This is a genomic window from Leucobacter sp. NPDC058333 (genome assembly GCF_042726155.1).
Lineage (GTDB): Bacteria > Actinomycetota > Actinomycetes > Actinomycetales > Microbacteriaceae > Leucobacter.
Genome location: NZ_JBHXHV010000001.1, coordinates 1,530,998 through 1,546,565, shown reverse-complemented (window position 1 = coordinate 1,546,565; position 15,568 = coordinate 1,530,998). Strand labels below are relative to the sequence as shown.

Below are 15,568 nucleotides of genomic sequence, written 5' to 3'. Positions count from 1 at the left end.
CCACCACGTTGCGAGCTCAGCCGCCAGCCTCGACGACCAGCCGCGCGAGTTCCTCATCGACGACGAGCTCAGTGATGATGCGGGCCGCGAGGGCGCCGCGCAGGCTGTCTCGCTTTGCGGCTCCCGACACGACACAGAGACGGTGCGGAATATGACGTACGGTGTCGAGCGAAGGCCCGCTGGAGCGCTGATTCATTGCAACCCCGTCGGTGGTGCCGTCGCTCCGATAGAAGACCGTCGCGCAGTCTCCAACGACCCCCGCGCGCACCAGCTCTTGGAGATCTTCTCGATCGAGGTATCCGCCCGAGTAGATGCGTGAGCGAGGGTCGCCGATTCGCGAACCGAGGCCGAATACAAATAGATCGCTCGACGCCTGGAGTTCGAGGACTCGGCTTACCGAGCGTTCCCGCCACATTGCACGCCGGGTATCGGGGTCGTCGAAAATGGCCGGCACTGAAAACTGGTACACCGATGCAGCGAACGCATTACCGAAGCCACCGAGCAGTTCAGTCGCATATGACACCCCAGTGGTCCGCACATTGGCCGCACCGTTCATTTGCACGACACGTGTTTCGTGCACCGTCTTCGACGGCAAATGCCTGGCCACCGCACTCATCGTCGCACCCCACGCGACCCCGACCGTTGACCGATCCACGACAGCCGCGGCCACCCGATGCGCTGCGGTGCGCGCCGTGCGCTCGAGCCGCTCGGCGTCAGTCGCTCGGGCGGGTGACGGCACGACGTGCGCGGTGATGCCGTAACGCTCGGCGATGCGCAGTTCGAGCTGCGAACGGGCCTCGTGTGGTGAATGCACTTGGATCTCGACCAGCCCCGACTCACGCGCGTGCGTGAGTAGCCGCGAGACCGAGGATCGCGATACGCGCATCTCCTGCGCGATCGCCTCCATTGTCAGATGCTGCAGGTAATACAGCTGTGCGGCTCGCAGCGCCTCGTGTGATTTCGACGATTGCGACGTCATGGCTGCTCCCTTCGCTCGCTTCGATGAACACATCATGCACATACGTGCAATGGGCTTGCAACTCGGTGCACGGGAGGAGGAAGCTGACCTCGAACGTTGAAAGGGTTGAAGTCATGAATGATCGCACGCCACACACCCGCCCCGCAGTGCAGAGCCTACGGGATCGCCCACACGCCGATGTCCTCATCATCGGCGGCGGCATCAATGGCATTGCGACATTCCGAGAACTCGCGCTGCAGGGCGTCGATGTTGCGCTCGTAGAGCGCGGCGACTTTGTCTCGGGCGCATCGTCCGCATCCAGCCACATGGTGCACGGCGGCGTCCGCTACCTCGAAAACGGCGAGTTCCGGCTCGTGCAGGAGGCCGTAGCCGAGCGCAACCGGCTGCTCCGCACCGCACCCCACTACGTGCGCCCGCTCGAGACGACGATCCCGATCTTTTCGACGTTCTCCGGCATCCTCTCCGCGCCCTTCCGGCTGCTCGTCACGCACGGCCGCGGCAAAGCTCGCGAGCGCGGTGCCGCCCTCATTAAAATCGGTCTGACGCTCTACGACACATTCTCACGCGATGGCGGCCAGGTGCCGCGCCACCGCTTCCGCGGACGTCGCCGATCACTGAACGAGCTCCCCCGCCTCAACGCGGGAGTGAAGTACACGGCGACCTACTATGACGCTTCGATGCACGACCCAGAGCGACTCGCCCTCGACGTGCTTCACGACGGAATCGTGGCCGGCGGCGAGCACGCGCGTGCTGCGAACTATCTCCCCGCTGTCGGTTTCGAAAACGGGGCTGTACAGCTTCGAGACGAGACCACCGGCGACGTATTCGACATCACCGCACAGGTGATCCTGAACACCAGCGGACCGTGGACCGACCTCACGAATGAAGCACTCGGTGGCGCCACCCGCTTCATGGGCGGCACGAAGGGCTCGCACATCGTGCTTGATCACCCCGAGCTGCTCGCCGCCACCGGCGGCCGCGAGATCTTCTTCGAGCACTCGGACGGCCGTATCGTGCTGATCTACCCGCTCAAGGATCGCGTACTCGTCGGCACCACGGACATCGACGCAGATCCGAGCTCCCCAACGTCGTGCACAAGCGACGAGGTCGACTACTTCTTCGATCTCATCTCGCACGTGTTCCCCGACATCACAGTAGATCGATCCCAGATCGTCTACACGTTCTCAGGTATCCGCCCGCTGCCGCGCCACGACGACACCGCGCCCGGCTTCGTCTCGCGCGACTACCGCATCGAATCAACCACCCGCGCCGGTGTTCCCTTGCTGAGCCTCGTCGGCGGCAAGTGGACGACGTTCCGTGCACTCGCTGCACACCTCGCGAACGACACCTTAGAGCTGCTGGGAGTGCCGCGCACAGTCGGCACCGAGACTCTCGCTATCGGTGGCGGTAAGGCCTTCCCGAAGGGGCGCGCAGCGCGCACTCGCTGGGTCGCTGAGCGCGCCGACGGCAACGACCGCGCCCGCGTCGAGGCGCTGCTCGAACGCTACGGCACTCGCGCAGACGAGATTCTCGCCGCGCTGCCCGAGGACGACGCCGAGATCCCGCTGCTTTCCGGATACACCTTCGCCGAACTTGCGCACCTCGCGGTCTCCGAAGATGTCGTGCACCTCGACGATCTGCTGCTGCGTCGCACTTCGATCGCCTTCCTTGGCGGGCTCACCGTCGAACGCATTCACGCCGCTGCCGAGGCCATCGCTTCGGTACTCGGCTGGGATGCCGCCCGAGTCGACGACGAGACCTCCCGCATGGTCACCCTGCTTCGCACCGCTCACCGCATCGACGCCGAACACGGGGGCGCCGTCGTCGACATCTGAGCGGGGCGACCCGGCCTGGCGCGCAACATCCTCGCGCGCCCGGATTCACCACCCACCGCGAGCCAATCCGCTCGCTTTTCCGAAAGGTCAATGACGACATGCCAGATGTCAACCTCGGTCTCTATTTCCTCTCCGAGTTCGTCGGTACGGCGCTGCTCGTACTCATGGGCTGCGGCGTAGTTGCCAACGTCGCGCTTGCGAAGACGAAGGGCAACGGCGGCGGCTTTTTGATGGTCAACTGGGGCTGGGGGCTCGCCGTGTTCGTCGGCGTGCTTGGCTCCGCCTATTCGGGCGCCATCCTGAACCCCGCCGTCGGTCTCGGCCTTGCTATTGCGGGCAAAATCAGCATTGTGCAGTTCTTCGTCGCTGCCGGTGCGGAACTGCTCGGCGGCATCATCGGCGCCATGCTCTGCTGGGTTGCATACCGTTCGCACTTTGCCGCTGAGGCAGACCCCGCCGCGAAGCTCGGCGTGTTCGCGACCGGCCCCGCGATTCGCACCCCGTTCGGCAACTTCCTGACCGAGGTCTTCGGCACCTTCGTGCTCGTGTTCGCGGTGTTCGGGTTTGCTGATTACGGCGACATTCAGGTCGGCGTACCCGGAGGCCTCGGGCCCCTGACCGCGCTGCCCGTCGCACTCGTCGTAGTCGGCATCGGCGCGTCCCTTGGTGGCCCGACCGGCTACGCCATCAACCCCGCCCGCGACCTCGGCCCGCGTATTGCACACGCCCTCCTTCCCATTCCGGGCAAGGGTTCGAGCGACTGGGGTTATGCCTGGGTACCGGTGGCAGGCCCGCTCGTGGGTGGTGCGCTCGCGGCGTTCGCAGCACCCGTCCTGCTCGGCCTCGCGGCCTAGCGAAGTTCTTCCCAAGCAACGAAGCTGACACGAAAGGAACACCATGTCCGAGTACATCATCGCAATCGACCAGGGCACGACGTCGAGCCGAGCAATCATTTTTGATAAGCGCGGCACCATCATCTCCGTCGGCCAGAAAGAGCATGAGCAGATCATGCCCCAGGCCGGCTGGGTCGAGCACGACCCGAGCGAGATTTGGCGCAATGTGCAGGAGGTGATCGGCATCGCCCTCGGGCGCGCTGATCTCACGCGACACGATATTTCCGCGATCGGCATCACGAACCAGCGCGAGACCGCTGTCGTCTGGAACCGTAAGACGGGCAAACCCGTCTACAACGCGATCGTGTGGCAAGACACCCGCACGCAGGCGATCGTTGATCGGCTTGCCGCCGACGGTGGCCTCGACCGGTTCAAAGACATCGTCGGGCTTCCCCTGGCGACGTACTTCTCCGGCACGAAGATCGCCTGGATTCTCGAGAACGTGGAGGGTGCGCGCGAGGCGGCCGACGCAGGAGACCTGATGTTCGGTACGACCGACAGCTGGGTCATCTGGAATCTCACCGGCGGTTCTGAGCACGGCGTGCACGTCACCGACGTCACGAATGCTTCGCGCACCATGTTCATGGATCTCAAGACGCTCGAGTGGCGAGATGACATCCTCGAGGCGTTCGGCGTACCCCGCTCAATGCTCCCCGAGATCAAGTCGTCCTCCGAGGTCTACGGGGTCGCCGAAGACTCATCGCTGCTGCGCGAGACCCCGATTGCCGGCATCCTCGGCGATCAGCAGGCCGCCACCTTCGGTCAGGCCGCGTTCACCGCGGGCGAGTCGAAGAACACCTACGGCACCGGCTGCTTCTTGATTTTCAACACCGGTGAAGAGATCGTGCACTCGAAGAACGGGCTGCTCACGACGGTCGGCTACAAGCTTGGCGACGGCCCGACGCACTACGCACTCGAGGGATCTATCGCTGTCACCGGTTCGCTGATTCAGTGGCTGCGCGATCAGCTCGGCATCATCGCCGACGCACCCGAGGTCGAGACCCTCGCGGACAGCGTGCCCGACAACGGCGGCGTCTACATCGTGCCCGCGTTCTCTGGTCTCTACGCCCCGTACTGGCGCCCCGACGCTCGCGGTGCCATTCTCGGCCTCACCCGGTACGCGAACAAGGGTCACATCTCCCGCGCGGCGCTCGAAGCGGTCGCCTTCCAGACGCGCGACGTGCTCGACGCGGTGAACGCCGACGCCGGCGTTGATCTCACCGAGCTCAAGGTCGACGGTGGCATGGTCGCCAACGACACGCTGATGCAGTTTCAGGCCGACATCCTCGGCGTACCCGTCGTGCGTCCCGTCGTCACCGAGACGACCGCACTCGGCGCCGCGTATGCCGCAGGCCTCGCGGTCGGATACTGGTCGGGGCTCGACGATCTCTCTACCAACTGGCAAGAGGATCGACGTTGGGAGCCAGAGCTCGATAGCGCGGAGCAAGAACGACTGCTGCGCCAGTGGCGGAAGGCCGTCACCAAGTCGATGGACTGGGTGGACGAAGACGTCAAGTAAGTGAGTGTGCCCGGTGCGAACCGGTCACATCCGCCTACACACACGAAGGGCGGCAGTTCTGTGAACTGCCGCCCTTCGGCGTGTTGCGGCCGCGGCGGCCCAGACGCTCGACGACTACTCGGCTGCGGCCGCCCGCTCAAGCACAAGTTCGCGCACGCGAGCCGCGTCGGCAGAGCCGCGCATGGCCTTCATGACGGCGCCGATGATGGCTCCGGCCGCCTGCACCTTGCCGTCTCGGATCTTCGCGAGCACGTCGGGCTGCTGCGCGAGCGCAGCGTCGACAGCTTCGATGAGCGGACCGTCGTCAGAAACGATAGCGAGACCGCGCGCCGCTACGATCTCCGCGGCCGTCCCCTCACCATCGATGATGCCGGTAATCACCTGACGTGCGAGCTTGTCGTTCAGTGTGCCATCGTCGACGAGTGCGACGACCGAGGCAACCTGTTCGGGCGTGATCAGGTCGGCAGACGAGGCCGCGGAGCGCTCGTTCGCGATGCGGGCAATCTCTCCCGTCCACCACTTGCGAGCGGTCTGCGGCGGCACGCCAATGGCTACCGTCTGCTCAATGGTCGAGAGCAGCCCGGCGTTCACCAGGTCCTGGAACTCGAGCGCCGAGAACTGCCAGTCGGCGCGCAGCCGGCGGCGACGCAGGGTCGGGTGCTCGGGAAGCTGCGCGCGCAGCTCTTCAACGAGCGATCGCTCGGGCGTGAGCGGCGCGAGATCGGGCTCCGGGAAGTACCGGTAGTCGTCTGCGTCGCTCTTCGGACGACCGGGCGAGGTCTCCCCGGTATCTTCGTGCCAGTGGCGGGTCTCCTGCGTGATGGAGCCGCCACCCTCGAGGATCAACGCCTGACGCTGAATTTCAAAGCGCACGGCGCGCTCAATCGAACGCAGCGAGTTCACGTTCTTCGTCTCGGTACGAGTGCCGAGCACCGACATACCGGCGTTCTCATTGCCGCGCCGACGGAGGGAGACGTTCGCGTCGCAGCGAATGTTGCCCCGCTCCATGCGCGCGTCTGAGATTCCGAGTGACACCACGATGTCGCGAATGGTTGACACGTACGCCGCTGCGATCTCAGGCGTATCTGCTTCGCCGCCGAAGATCGGTCGGGTCACAATCTCGACCAGCGGCACGCCGGCGCGGTTGTAATCCACGAGCGAGTACTCCGCGCCCTGAATACGACCGGTGGACCCGCCGATGTGATTCAGCTTGCCAGCGTCCTCTTCCATGTGCGCGCGCTCGATCGGGACGTGGATCACACGGCCCGAGGACAGCTCGATCTCGACGGACCCGTCGTGCGCGATGGGGTCGTCAAACTGCGAGATCTGGTAGTTCTTGCCCATGTCGGGGTAGAAGTAGTTCTTCCGGGCGAAGCCAGACACCTCGGCAATCTCGCACCCGAGCGCGAGGCCCAGGCTGATCGAGTAGCGAACAGCCTCGTGGTTGAGCACGGGCAGCGACCCCGGAAGCCCGAGGCACACCGGCGCCAGATTTGTGTTGGGCTCCGAGCCGAACACGTTCGGGGCCGAAGAGAACATCTTCGTCTTGGTGTTGAGCTCGACGTGCACTTCGAGGCCGATGACCGGCTCGAAAAGCTCGAGCGCGCGGTCGAAATCCATCAGCTTGGTCTTGGCCATCAGTTCGACGCCTTTCCGGTCTGAGCCGCCGCGAGGGTGGCCGCATCGAGCGTGGGGGCCTGCGCCCAGAAGGGCTTGCCGTCGCGCTCGGCGATGAGCTGTTCAATTGCACTGCCCGCGCGATACAGTCGCGCGTCTTCGAAGGCCGGCGCCATGAGCTGCAGCCCCACTGGCAGACCGTCTTCGCTCGCGGTGCCAATCGGCAAACTCAGCCCCGGAATTCCGGCGAGGTTCGCCGGAATCGTCGTGGCGTCGTTCAGGTAATCCTGCATCGGATCACCCGAGTGCGCTCCGAGCGCCCACGCAGTCGTTGGCGCCGTCGGCGAAGCGATGACGTCGACCTGCGCGAACGCAGCGGCAAAGTCGCGCTGAATGAGTGTGCGCACCTGCTGGGCGCTGCCGTAGTAGGCGTCGTAGTATCCCGCTGACAACGCGTAGGTGCCCAGGATGATGCGGCGCTTCACCTCGGCGCCGAACCCGGCCGCGCGAGTCGCACTCATGACACCCTCAACGGTGCCGCCGCCCTCTGGGGTGACGCGCATGCCGAATCGCACTGAATCATATTTCGCGAGGTTGCTTGAGGCCTCCGCGGGCAGGATCAAATAGTAAGCCGCCACCGCGTACTCGAAGTGGGGAGCGTCAATCTCAACGATCTCGGCGCCCTGAGCAGTGAGCAGCGCGAGTGACTCTTCGAAGCGAGCCTGCACACCAGGCTGCACCCCGTCGATCATGAGCTGCTTCACGACGCCTACGCGCAGCCCCTTCAGGCTGCTCGGATCGGCGCCGCTGCGTGCGGCTGCCGCCATTGACGGCCACTCGAAGTCGAGGGACGTCGAATCGTGCCAGTCGTGCCCGGCGACGACGTCGTGGAGGAGCGCCGTGTCGAGCACGGTGCGCGCGCAGGGCCCGATCTGATCAAGCGACGATGCGAGCGCGATCGCGCCGTAGCGGCTGACGCCGCCGTAGGTCGGCTTCACACCGACGGTGCCAGTGAGCGCGGCGGGCTGGCGGATCGAGCCACCGGTGTCTGACCCGAGAGCGAGCGGCGCCTCGAAGGCGCTCACCGCGACTGCAGAGCCACCGCCGGAGCCGCCCGGTACGCGATCGAGCTGCCACGGGTTCAGCGTAGGGCCGTACGCCGAGTTCTCGGTGGACGAGCCCATCGCGAACTCGTCCATGTTCGTCTTGCCGATCGAAACAAGCCCGGCCGCACGGGCACGAGCAACTGCTGTCGCGTCGTAGGGCGAGCGGTACCCTTCAAGGATCTTGGAGCCCGACGTCGATGGCATGTCGGTAGTCACGAGCACGTCTTTGACCGCGAGTGGTACGCCCGCGAGCTCTCCGAGCTGCTCACCGGCAGCACGACGCGCGTCAATGTCGCGTGCGGCCGTCAGGGATGCCTCCGCATCAGTTGCGAGGAAGGCGTGCAGCGCGCCGTCGACGGCGGAGATGCGATCGAGGTGCGCGCGCGTCGCTTCCTCTGAAGACACCTCGCCAGAGGCGAGCTTCGCGGCGAGGTCGGCCGCGGTCAGCTGGATCAATTCACTCATCGCGGGCCCTACTGCTCTTCACTAAGAATCGACGACACGCGGAACATACCGTCGGTCGTCTCGGGAGCGTTTGCGAGCGCCTCTTCGCGAGTCAGCACATCGGCAACCTCGTCTGGACGCGTGACATTGCTCAGCGGGATCGGGTGACTCGTCGCCGGAACGTCTGGCGTGGTCACCTCACCAACCTTGGCAATGTGGGTCAGGATCGAGCCGAGGTCGCTCGTGAGCGACCCGATCTCTTCGGGCGTGAGGGCGATTCGAGCGAGGCCCGCGAGATGTGCGACGGTGTCCGCCGTGATCTCGGTGCTCGCCGCGCTGGTGTCAGGCATGCTGCTCCATCGGGAGGGGTCTTCTGGGACGCCTTCCATCCTATCGGCGGGGTGCCCGCGAGGAATCTGTGGCGCTCAGCCGCGCCCGTACCCGTGTCCGTTCCCAAACCCGTTCAGCGACGGCGGCTACTCGAGCGGTTCGAGCGGTTCGAGCGGTTCGAGCAGTTGCAGCGGCTCAAGCGGTACGCGAAAGGTAAACGGCACGCGCATGTCGGTGCGATAGCCGTCTCGCGTCCAGAGCCCAGAGCACCCACGGCGATGGCTTGAGACCAGGTGCGCGTCGACGATTCCGATTGCCGTCATCAACGCGTAGACGGTCGTGGGGCCGACGAACGCGAAGCCGCGCCGCTTCAGCTCGCGCGCAAGTTCGCGGGACTCGGACGACGTGCTCGGCACATCTACTTCGGCCTCGGGCGTTGGGGACTCGTCCGGACGAAATGACCAGACGAACTCCGCGAGCCCGATACCCGCGGTCTCTCGAAGGCGCACGGCAGCGACGGCATTTGCGATTGTCGCGGTGATCTTTCGGCGGTTCCGAATGATGCGGTCGTCGGCCAGAAGCCGTTCGATGTCTGCGTCGTCGTAGCTCGCGACGCGAGCGATAGAGAAACCGTCGAACGCCTCTCGAAACGCGTCACGCTTACGCAGCACCGTGAGCCACGACAACCCCGACTGAAATGCTTCGAGCGACAATCGCTCGAACACCCCGTCGTCATCGAAGATCGGCATGCCCCATTCTTCGTCGTAATAGGTGGTGAGCAGCGGGTCCTGCTGCGCCCACGCGGCACGCGTCGGGGATTCGATGTTCGCGGCCATTGGCGCTCCCTACCGTCGTATTGCCGAAGTGTGACCAACTCACGTTGCGCAGCGGCCCGTTTCACCGTAGCTCGGATTGCGTAGCCCCGGCCACACACGCGACAGCTTGTGCATAACCCGTCGAACTAGACAGTTGTGGACGAATGCACGAACCCAGTCACGCTGTCTCATCGCTCGGCGTGGCGGATTCCGCGACGGAATCCGCCATCGTCACCGCGCTCGGCCCCTCGGTCACGAGCAGCGCGAACTGCGCAGCGTCGAGCACCGGGATGCCCAGTTCTTCAGCCTTCCCCAGTTTCGAACCCGCGCCCGGGCCCGCCGCTACGAAGTCTGTCTTTTTGGAGACGCTCGATGCAGCCTTGCCACCGGCCGAAATAATTGCTTCCTTCGCCCCGTCGCGCGTGAACCCCTCGAGCGACCCCGTCGCAACGATCGTGAGGCCCGAGAGCACTCCCCCGGCCGCGGCTGCGGCCCCCGGCCCCGGGTGCCCGGGCGTCGCCCACTGCACGCCGGCGTCGGTCCAGCGCTCAACGATGTCGCGGTGCCAGTCAGTCTCGAACCACGCGATCAACGACTCAGCGATAATTCCACCGACGCCATCAACCTCAGCAAGCTCCGCTTCGGTCGCCCCGCGAATCGCTTCGAGCGATCCGAACCAGTCGGCGAGCGCGCGCGCCGCGACTGGCCCTACGTGGCGAATGTTGAGCGACACGAGCAGCCGCCACAGCGGCTTTGTCTTCGCCTTCTCGAGTTCTGCCAAGAACGTCTCGGCGTCGCGCGACGGCGTTACCACGCGGTGATCTTTACGGAACCCCGCCTTTCGACGCTCGGCCGGCGTGAGCTCCGCAGCCTCTGGCGCGTAGTCGAGCGTGACGCGCTGGAACGGAGCGCGGCGCACGAACTCCCCCGTCGCTTCGTCGATTCTCTGCTCGCCGGTCTCGGCGTCACGCACGTTGACCTCGATCGGCACGATCTGTTCAAGTGTGAGGTCGAACAAGCCCGCCTCGGTTTCGAGCGGCGGTGTGCTTGGGACCTCGGGCTGAGTGAGTGCGGCCGCCGTGATTTCACCGAGTACCTCGATGTCGAGCGCTCCGCGCGAGCCGATGTGCTCAACACGACCTCTCACCTGAGCCGGGCACGCTCGTGCGTTTGGACAGCGGAGGTCGATGTCCCCCTCTTTCATCGGGCGCAATGGCGTGCCGCACTCCGGGCAGTTAGCGGGCATTTGCCACTCGACTTCGCTGCCGTCTCGCAGTTCGAGCACTGCCCCGAGCACCTCGGGAATCACATCGCCGGCCTTGCGCAGCACCACCGTGTCGCCGATGCGCACACCCTTCGCCTGCACGACCTGCTGGTTGTGGAGCGTCGCCTGTCGCACCGTCGAGCCGGCCACCTTCACTGGCTCCATTACCGCATAGGGCGTGGCACGGCCCGTGCGGCCCACACCGACGCGAATGTCGATCAGCCGAGTGTGCACCTCTTCTGGGGGGTACTTGTACGCGATCGCCCAGCGCGGAGCACGGCTCGTTTCCCCGAGCTCGTCGTGCAGCTCAAGCTCGTCGATCTTCACCACGATGCCGTCGATGTCGTGCTCGACATCGTGCCGGTGCGCACCGCGGTCTTCGATGAACTCGGCGACCTCGTCAATGGTCTCAAAGACGCGCGAGTGCGGAGATACGGGAAGCCCCCAACTCGCGAGCAAGTCGTAGGCGTCCGACTGGTTGTCGATCGGTGGATTCGGCCACGCTCCGATGCCGTGCACGTACAGCGAGAGTCGCCCCAGGCGATCACGCATCAGTGCGAGCTCGGCATCGGTCTTTTTGTCGCCGCGTTGCCGCAGACTCCCGGCCGCCGTGTTTCGCGCGTTCGCGAATTCTGGATACCGCACCGGGATCTGATCTTCGTCGCGCCCCTTTGCCAGCTGTTCGGCAACGAATGCGGCCTGCAGCTCGTGCTGCCGCTCGTTCAGAGCAGCAAAGTTCGCACCCGTGAGAAAGACCTCACCGCGCGCCTCAAAGAACGGCGGAAACGTATCACCCGTGAGTGTTCGCGGGATCACCGGGATGAGGTCGATGTTCTCGGTAATGTCTTCGCCCACGCGCCCATCGCCGCGCGTGGTAGCGGTTTCGAGCACGCCGTCGCGATACGCGAGGCTGATTGCGAGGCCGTCAATCTTCAGCTCCGACAGCCACCGCACCGACCGCCCGGCTGCCATGCGGGCCTTTTCAGCCCACTCGCGAAATTCTTCGATGGAGAACACGTTGTCGAGGCTGAGCATGCGCTCCGCATGCTCATGCTCGGGGAAGCCCGCCGACACGACGGCGGCCCCCACTTCGCGTGTCGGGCTGTCTTGCCCGGCGAGTTCTGGGAACGCGCGCTCAATCGCTTCGAGCCGGTGAAACATCTCATCGTATTCGGCGTCAGAGACGAGGCTTGCGGCCTCAGAATAGTAGGCCACCCGAAGCTTCGCGATCTCATCGGCGAGTCGCTGCGCCTCCTCGCGGGCTGCGTCGAAGTCGTCGGGAATCTGCTGCGTGTTCGTGCTCACGCCTCCAGTGTAGAAGCGACCGACGACATTCAGGATCGGGTTGCGGCGACCTCGAGCGGCAGTGCACGATCGATGGTGAACTGGCCAAGCACCCGGGTCCCCACGTAGAGCACCGCGGTCTGCCCCGGGGCCACGCCGAGCAACGGCTCAGCGTGCTCAAGATCGATGTCAACGATCACCTCGTGCGTCGCGCCCGCGCGATGCGATTCAGTGCGTTCGTCTTCGTCAATTGCTTCGAGCCGCGCGAACGCCGGTACCGGATCGGCGTGGGCGCGAATCTGCACGTCACAGCTGAATCGCTCTGAAAGTTCGAACCCTGGCTCGCCTGCCCAGCTGAAGCGACCGCCCGCGATGCGCGCGACCGCGAGTTGCTCCTTCGGGCCGACGACAACCTGATTTGAGACGGGTCGAATCGACAACACGTATCGCGGCTCGCCATCGGGTGCGGGGCGACCGAGCTGCAGACCGCGTCGCTGGCCGACGGTATAGCCGTGCGCGCCGTCGTGCGTGCCAACGACCTCGCCCGACTCGTCGAGAATTTCGCCCGGCGTGCGGTCGACGTGGCCGGAGAGCCAGCCCCGCGTATCGCCGTCGGGAATGAAGCAGATGTCGTGGCTGTCGGGCTTCTGCGCAACCTGCAGGCCGCGCTCGGCTGCTTCTGCGCGGATCAGCTGCTTCGAGGGCGTGTCGCCCAGCGGAAAGTAGCAGTGCGCGAGCTGACGCTCCGTCAGCACGCCGAGCACGTACGACTGATCCTTCGCCCACGCACTCGCGCGGTGAAGCTCGATTCCGTGCGTGCCCTCGGTGAGCGTCGCATAGTGGCCAGTGGCGACAGCATCGAACCCAAGCGCGATTGCCTTATCGAGCAGTGCGGCGAACTTGATCTTCTCGTTACACCGCATGCACGGGTTCGGCGTGCGTCCAGCTGCGTATTCAGCGATGAAGTCGTCAACGACGTCTTCCTTAAAACGCTCGCTCAGGTCCCATACGTAAAACGGGATGCCAAGCAGATTGGCGGCGCGACGGGCGTCCATCGCATCCTCAATCGTGCAGCACCCGCGCGATCCAGTTCGAATGGTGCCGGGCATGCGGCTCAGGGCCAGGTGTACCCCGACCACCTCGTGGCCCGCCTCGACGGCGCGCGCCGCAGCAACGGCTGAATCGACGCCGCCGCTCATAGCTGCCAAAATCTTCACCAGAGCAGCCTAATCGACCGAGCGCACCGCGTCGACTCCACCGCGCGCGGGGGCGCCGTGCCCGCAGACACTGGCATCGGCCGCATCAGCTGAGCCCGGCGATTCGAGCCGCCGACAGTGCGCCAGGCAGCGCATCGACGAGTGCGTCGACCTCGACGTCGGTCGTGTCAGGGCCGAGTGTGAATCGCAGGGCACCGGCTGCAACCTCGGCGGGCAGCCCCATCGCGAGCAGCACGTGCGAAATCTCGGCAACGCCTGCCTGACACGCCGAACCGACCGAGGCTGAGATCCCAGCACCGTCGAGCAAAAACACGAGCGAGTCTCCCTGGCAGCCCGGAAACGTGAAGTGCGCGTTTCCCGGTACGCGCCCCGGTCCAGGCTCAGCACCGCGCAACACGGCCCCGGAATCGGCCGCGCGCACGCCCGCGATCAGTCGGTCACGCAGTTGAGTCACCCGGTGAGTCGTTTCAGCATTCGGATTTCCGACGCTGTCGAGGGCGAGATCCAGGGCGGCCGCGAACGCTACTGCTCCGGCAACGTCCTGGGTGCCGGATCGCGCCCGCTGCTGGCTCCCACCGTGCAGCAGCGGGTCGGCCGTGACGTGTCTGCCGACAACCAACGCACCGACGCCTACCGGTCCGCCGATCTTGTGCGCGGAGAGGCTGAGTAGCGACGCACCGGATGCGGCGAAGTCGACCCTCACCTGGCCGAGCGCCGACACGGCGTCAACGTGCACGGGTATGCCGTAGGCCGCAGCGATCCTGCACAGCTCTGCGACAGGCTGCACGGTTCCTACCTCGTTGTTCGCCCAGAGGAATGAGACCATCGCCACCTGCGCGGGGCCGACCCGCTGAATCGCAGCGTCGAGCACCTCGGGCGCGAGGCGACCCTCGCCGTTGATCGGCAGCCACTCGACGCGCGCACCCTGGGTGTCGCGAAGCCACTCGGCGCTCTCGATGGTGGCGTGATGCTCCCCCTCGGCGACGAGCAGCACGGGCCCTGATCCCGAACGGCGCCGCGACCAATACAGGCCCTTGAGCGCCAGATTGATCGATTCAGTTCCGCCCGCCGTCAGTGTCAGCTCAGCGTGATCGCATCCGACCGCGCGAGCAATGCGGTCACGCGCGCCCTCAAGCAGTTCGCTCGCGTGCTGCCCGTGACCGTGCGTCGAAGCGGGGTTGCCAATCGTGCCGAGCGCCTCGACGTACGCCGCAAGCACTGATGCTGGCATCGGCGACGTCGCTGCGTGGTCGAAATATGCGCGGGCAATCGGCATGGTTTGTGTGACGCTCAGTAGAGCAGATTAGCGAGACGCCCGCGTGCCGCAGCGACGCGGGGATCAGCGACTCCGACCACCTCGAAGAGCTCGAGCAACCGCTCGCGAATCACCGCGCGCCCATCCGTGTCTTGTGCGGCGAAGAGATCGAGCAATCGCAAGAAGGCGTCTTCGACATGGCCTCCAGAAACGTCGAGATCAGCAACGCGCAACTGCGCCTCGATATCGGTGGGTGCTGCCGCCGCCGCACTGCGAATTTCGTCAGCGGTGAGTCCCTGCAGACGGTGCAGCAGCTTCACCTGCACGAGTGCCGCGCGGGCCTCGGCGTCGGCTGGTGCCCTCGTCAGAACTGCCTCCCACTCGGTGATCGCCCGCTCGTAGTCGCCGCTCTCTGCTGCCTCGATCGCGGCCAAATGCGCCTCGGGGATGACGGGTTCGGCTGGCCCAGCCTCGGGCGCCTCTGCGCCATCGGTATCGGGCGCGTTGACGCGCCCCGCGACCCCGTGTTGCTCACCGAGCTGCAGTAGCTGTTCGAAGAACTCGCGCACCTGCTGCTCGGGAAGCTCACCCTGAAAGAGCGGCACCGGGCGGCCACCGACGAGCGCGACAACCGTCGGAACAGTCTGAGCTTGGAAGGCTTGCGTCAGCCCCGGGTTCGCATCGGCGTCAACGCGCGCGAGCAGGATTCGACCGCCGAGTTCCCTGGTCACTCGCTCGAGGATCGGCCCCAGCGCGAGTGAGGGCTCGCTGTGCTGAGCCCAAATAAACGCCACGACAGGCACCACCGTGGAGAGCTGCGCCACCTGCTCAAACGTCGCATCGCTGACGTCGATCACGAGTGACGGGACGTCAACAACCGAGCCGCCAGTGGCGGCTACCGAAGCGCCAGCCGGGGGCCCCGCCTGCGACTGCGGAGCCTGGCCGCGCGCCGCGAGATGGCTGAGGTCTACGCCGCCGCCGGGAAGCCGCTCTGGAATCTGCTGCGTCAT

At 65.6% G+C, this 15,568-nt stretch carries 12 protein-coding genes; 3 read left to right on the top strand and 9 right to left on the bottom strand.

The features are described from left to right. Window positions 1–16: 16 nt before the first annotated feature. Window positions 17–979, bottom strand: a complete 963-nt coding sequence (locus ACFWHR_RS07210) for a sugar-binding transcriptional regulator (protein ID WP_382447587.1) — start codon at window positions 977–979, stop codon at window positions 17–19. A 113-nt stretch (window positions 980–1,092) separates the two neighbouring features. On the opposite strand from ACFWHR_RS07210, the gene ACFWHR_RS07205 reads away from it, so the two are divergent. The 3 genes from ACFWHR_RS07205 (at window position 1,093) to glpK (ending at window position 5,226) form a co-directional block, all read left to right on the top strand. Further along, window positions 1,093–2,814: a glycerol-3-phosphate dehydrogenase/oxidase gene (locus ACFWHR_RS07205; RefSeq protein ID WP_382447586.1), complete on the top strand. Its 1,722-nt coding sequence runs from the start codon at window positions 1,093–1,095 to the stop codon at window positions 2,812–2,814. Between the two features lie 98 nt (window positions 2,815–2,912). Next, window positions 2,913–3,668: an MIP/aquaporin family protein gene (locus tag ACFWHR_RS07200; RefSeq protein ID WP_382447585.1), complete on the top strand. Its 756-nt coding sequence runs from the start codon at window positions 2,913–2,915 to the stop codon at window positions 3,666–3,668. Between the two features lie 43 nt (window positions 3,669–3,711). Next, window positions 3,712–5,226, top strand: coding sequence for a glycerol kinase GlpK (glpK, locus tag ACFWHR_RS07195; protein ID WP_382447584.1), 1,515 nt, complete (start codon window positions 3,712–3,714; stop codon window positions 5,224–5,226). Window positions 5,227–5,340: 114 nt separating this feature from the next. On the opposite strand, the gene gatB is transcribed toward glpK, so the two are convergent. From gatB to ACFWHR_RS07155, 8 genes are all read right to left on the bottom strand, one after another. Beyond that, window positions 5,341–6,864 (bottom strand): Asp-tRNA(Asn)/Glu-tRNA(Gln) amidotransferase subunit GatB, encoded by a 1,524-nt coding sequence (gene gatB / locus ACFWHR_RS07190; protein WP_382447583.1) that lies wholly within the window; start codon window positions 6,862–6,864, stop codon window positions 5,341–5,343. Beyond that, window positions 6,864–8,414, bottom strand: a complete 1,551-nt coding sequence (gene gatA / locus ACFWHR_RS07185) for an Asp-tRNA(Asn)/Glu-tRNA(Gln) amidotransferase subunit GatA (protein WP_382447582.1) — start codon at window positions 8,412–8,414, stop codon at window positions 6,864–6,866. Before gatA ends, gatB begins: the two co-directional genes overlap by 1 nt. An 8-nt stretch (window positions 8,415–8,422) precedes the next feature. Next, window positions 8,423–8,743 carry an Asp-tRNA(Asn)/Glu-tRNA(Gln) amidotransferase subunit GatC gene (gatC, locus tag ACFWHR_RS07180; protein ID WP_382447581.1) on the bottom strand — a complete coding sequence of 107 codons (321 nt, stop codon included), beginning with the start codon at window positions 8,741–8,743 and terminating at the stop codon, window positions 8,423–8,425. A 126-nt stretch (window positions 8,744–8,869) separates the two neighbouring features. Then, window positions 8,870–9,559 carry a DNA-3-methyladenine glycosylase I gene (locus ACFWHR_RS07175; RefSeq protein WP_382447580.1) on the bottom strand — a complete coding sequence of 230 codons (690 nt, stop codon included), beginning with the start codon at window positions 9,557–9,559 and terminating at the stop codon, window positions 8,870–8,872. Between the two features lie 157 nt (window positions 9,560–9,716). Further along, window positions 9,717–12,107: an NAD-dependent DNA ligase LigA gene (ligA, locus tag ACFWHR_RS07170; RefSeq protein WP_382447579.1), complete on the bottom strand. Its 2,391-nt coding sequence runs from the start codon at window positions 12,105–12,107 to the stop codon at window positions 9,717–9,719. A 29-nt stretch (window positions 12,108–12,136) separates the two neighbouring features. Continuing rightward, complete coding sequence (gene mnmA, locus ACFWHR_RS07165) at window positions 12,137–13,303, bottom strand: tRNA 2-thiouridine(34) synthase MnmA (protein WP_382447578.1); 1,167 nt, start codon at window positions 13,301–13,303, stop codon at window positions 12,137–12,139. 85 nt (window positions 13,304–13,388) lie between these two features. Beyond that, window positions 13,389–14,579: a cysteine desulfurase family protein gene (locus tag ACFWHR_RS07160; protein ID WP_382447577.1), complete on the bottom strand. Its 1,191-nt coding sequence runs from the start codon at window positions 14,577–14,579 to the stop codon at window positions 13,389–13,391. 14 nt (window positions 14,580–14,593) lie between these two features. Continuing rightward, on the bottom strand, window positions 14,594–15,568 hold the full coding sequence (locus tag ACFWHR_RS07155) for a tetratricopeptide repeat protein (RefSeq protein WP_382447576.1): 975 nt from the start codon (window positions 15,566–15,568) through the stop codon (window positions 14,594–14,596).

What these genes read in the sequence shown, in the direction of transcription:
- ACFWHR_RS07210 (WP_382447587.1), bottom strand. Translation starts at nt 979, where the DNA reads ATGACGTCGCAATCGTCGAAATCACACGAGGCGCTGCGAGCCGCACAG.
- gatB (WP_382447583.1), bottom strand. Translation starts at nt 6,864, where the DNA reads ATGGCCAAGACCAAGCTGATGGATTTCGACCGCGCGCTCGAGCTTTTC.
- glpK (WP_382447584.1), top strand. Translation starts at nt 3,712, where the DNA reads ATGTCCGAGTACATCATCGCAATCGACCAGGGCACGACGTCGAGCCGA.
- ACFWHR_RS07155 (WP_382447576.1), bottom strand. Translation starts at nt 15,568, where the DNA reads ATGACGCAGCAGATTCCAGAGCGGCTTCCCGGCGGCGGCGTAGACCTC.
- gatC (WP_382447581.1), bottom strand. Translation starts at nt 8,743, where the DNA reads ATGCCTGACACCAGCGCGGCGAGCACCGAGATCACGGCGGACACCGTC.
- ACFWHR_RS07160 (WP_382447577.1), bottom strand. Translation starts at nt 14,579, where the DNA reads ATGCCGATTGCCCGCGCATATTTCGACCACGCAGCGACGTCGCCGATG.
- ACFWHR_RS07200 (WP_382447585.1), top strand. Translation starts at nt 2,913, where the DNA reads ATGCCAGATGTCAACCTCGGTCTCTATTTCCTCTCCGAGTTCGTCGGT.
- ACFWHR_RS07205 (WP_382447586.1), top strand. Translation starts at nt 1,093, where the DNA reads ATGAATGATCGCACGCCACACACCCGCCCCGCAGTGCAGAGCCTACGG.
- ACFWHR_RS07175 (WP_382447580.1), bottom strand. Translation starts at nt 9,559, where the DNA reads ATGGCCGCGAACATCGAATCCCCGACGCGTGCCGCGTGGGCGCAGCAG.
- gatA (WP_382447582.1), bottom strand. Translation starts at nt 8,414, where the DNA reads ATGAGTGAATTGATCCAGCTGACCGCGGCCGACCTCGCCGCGAAGCTC.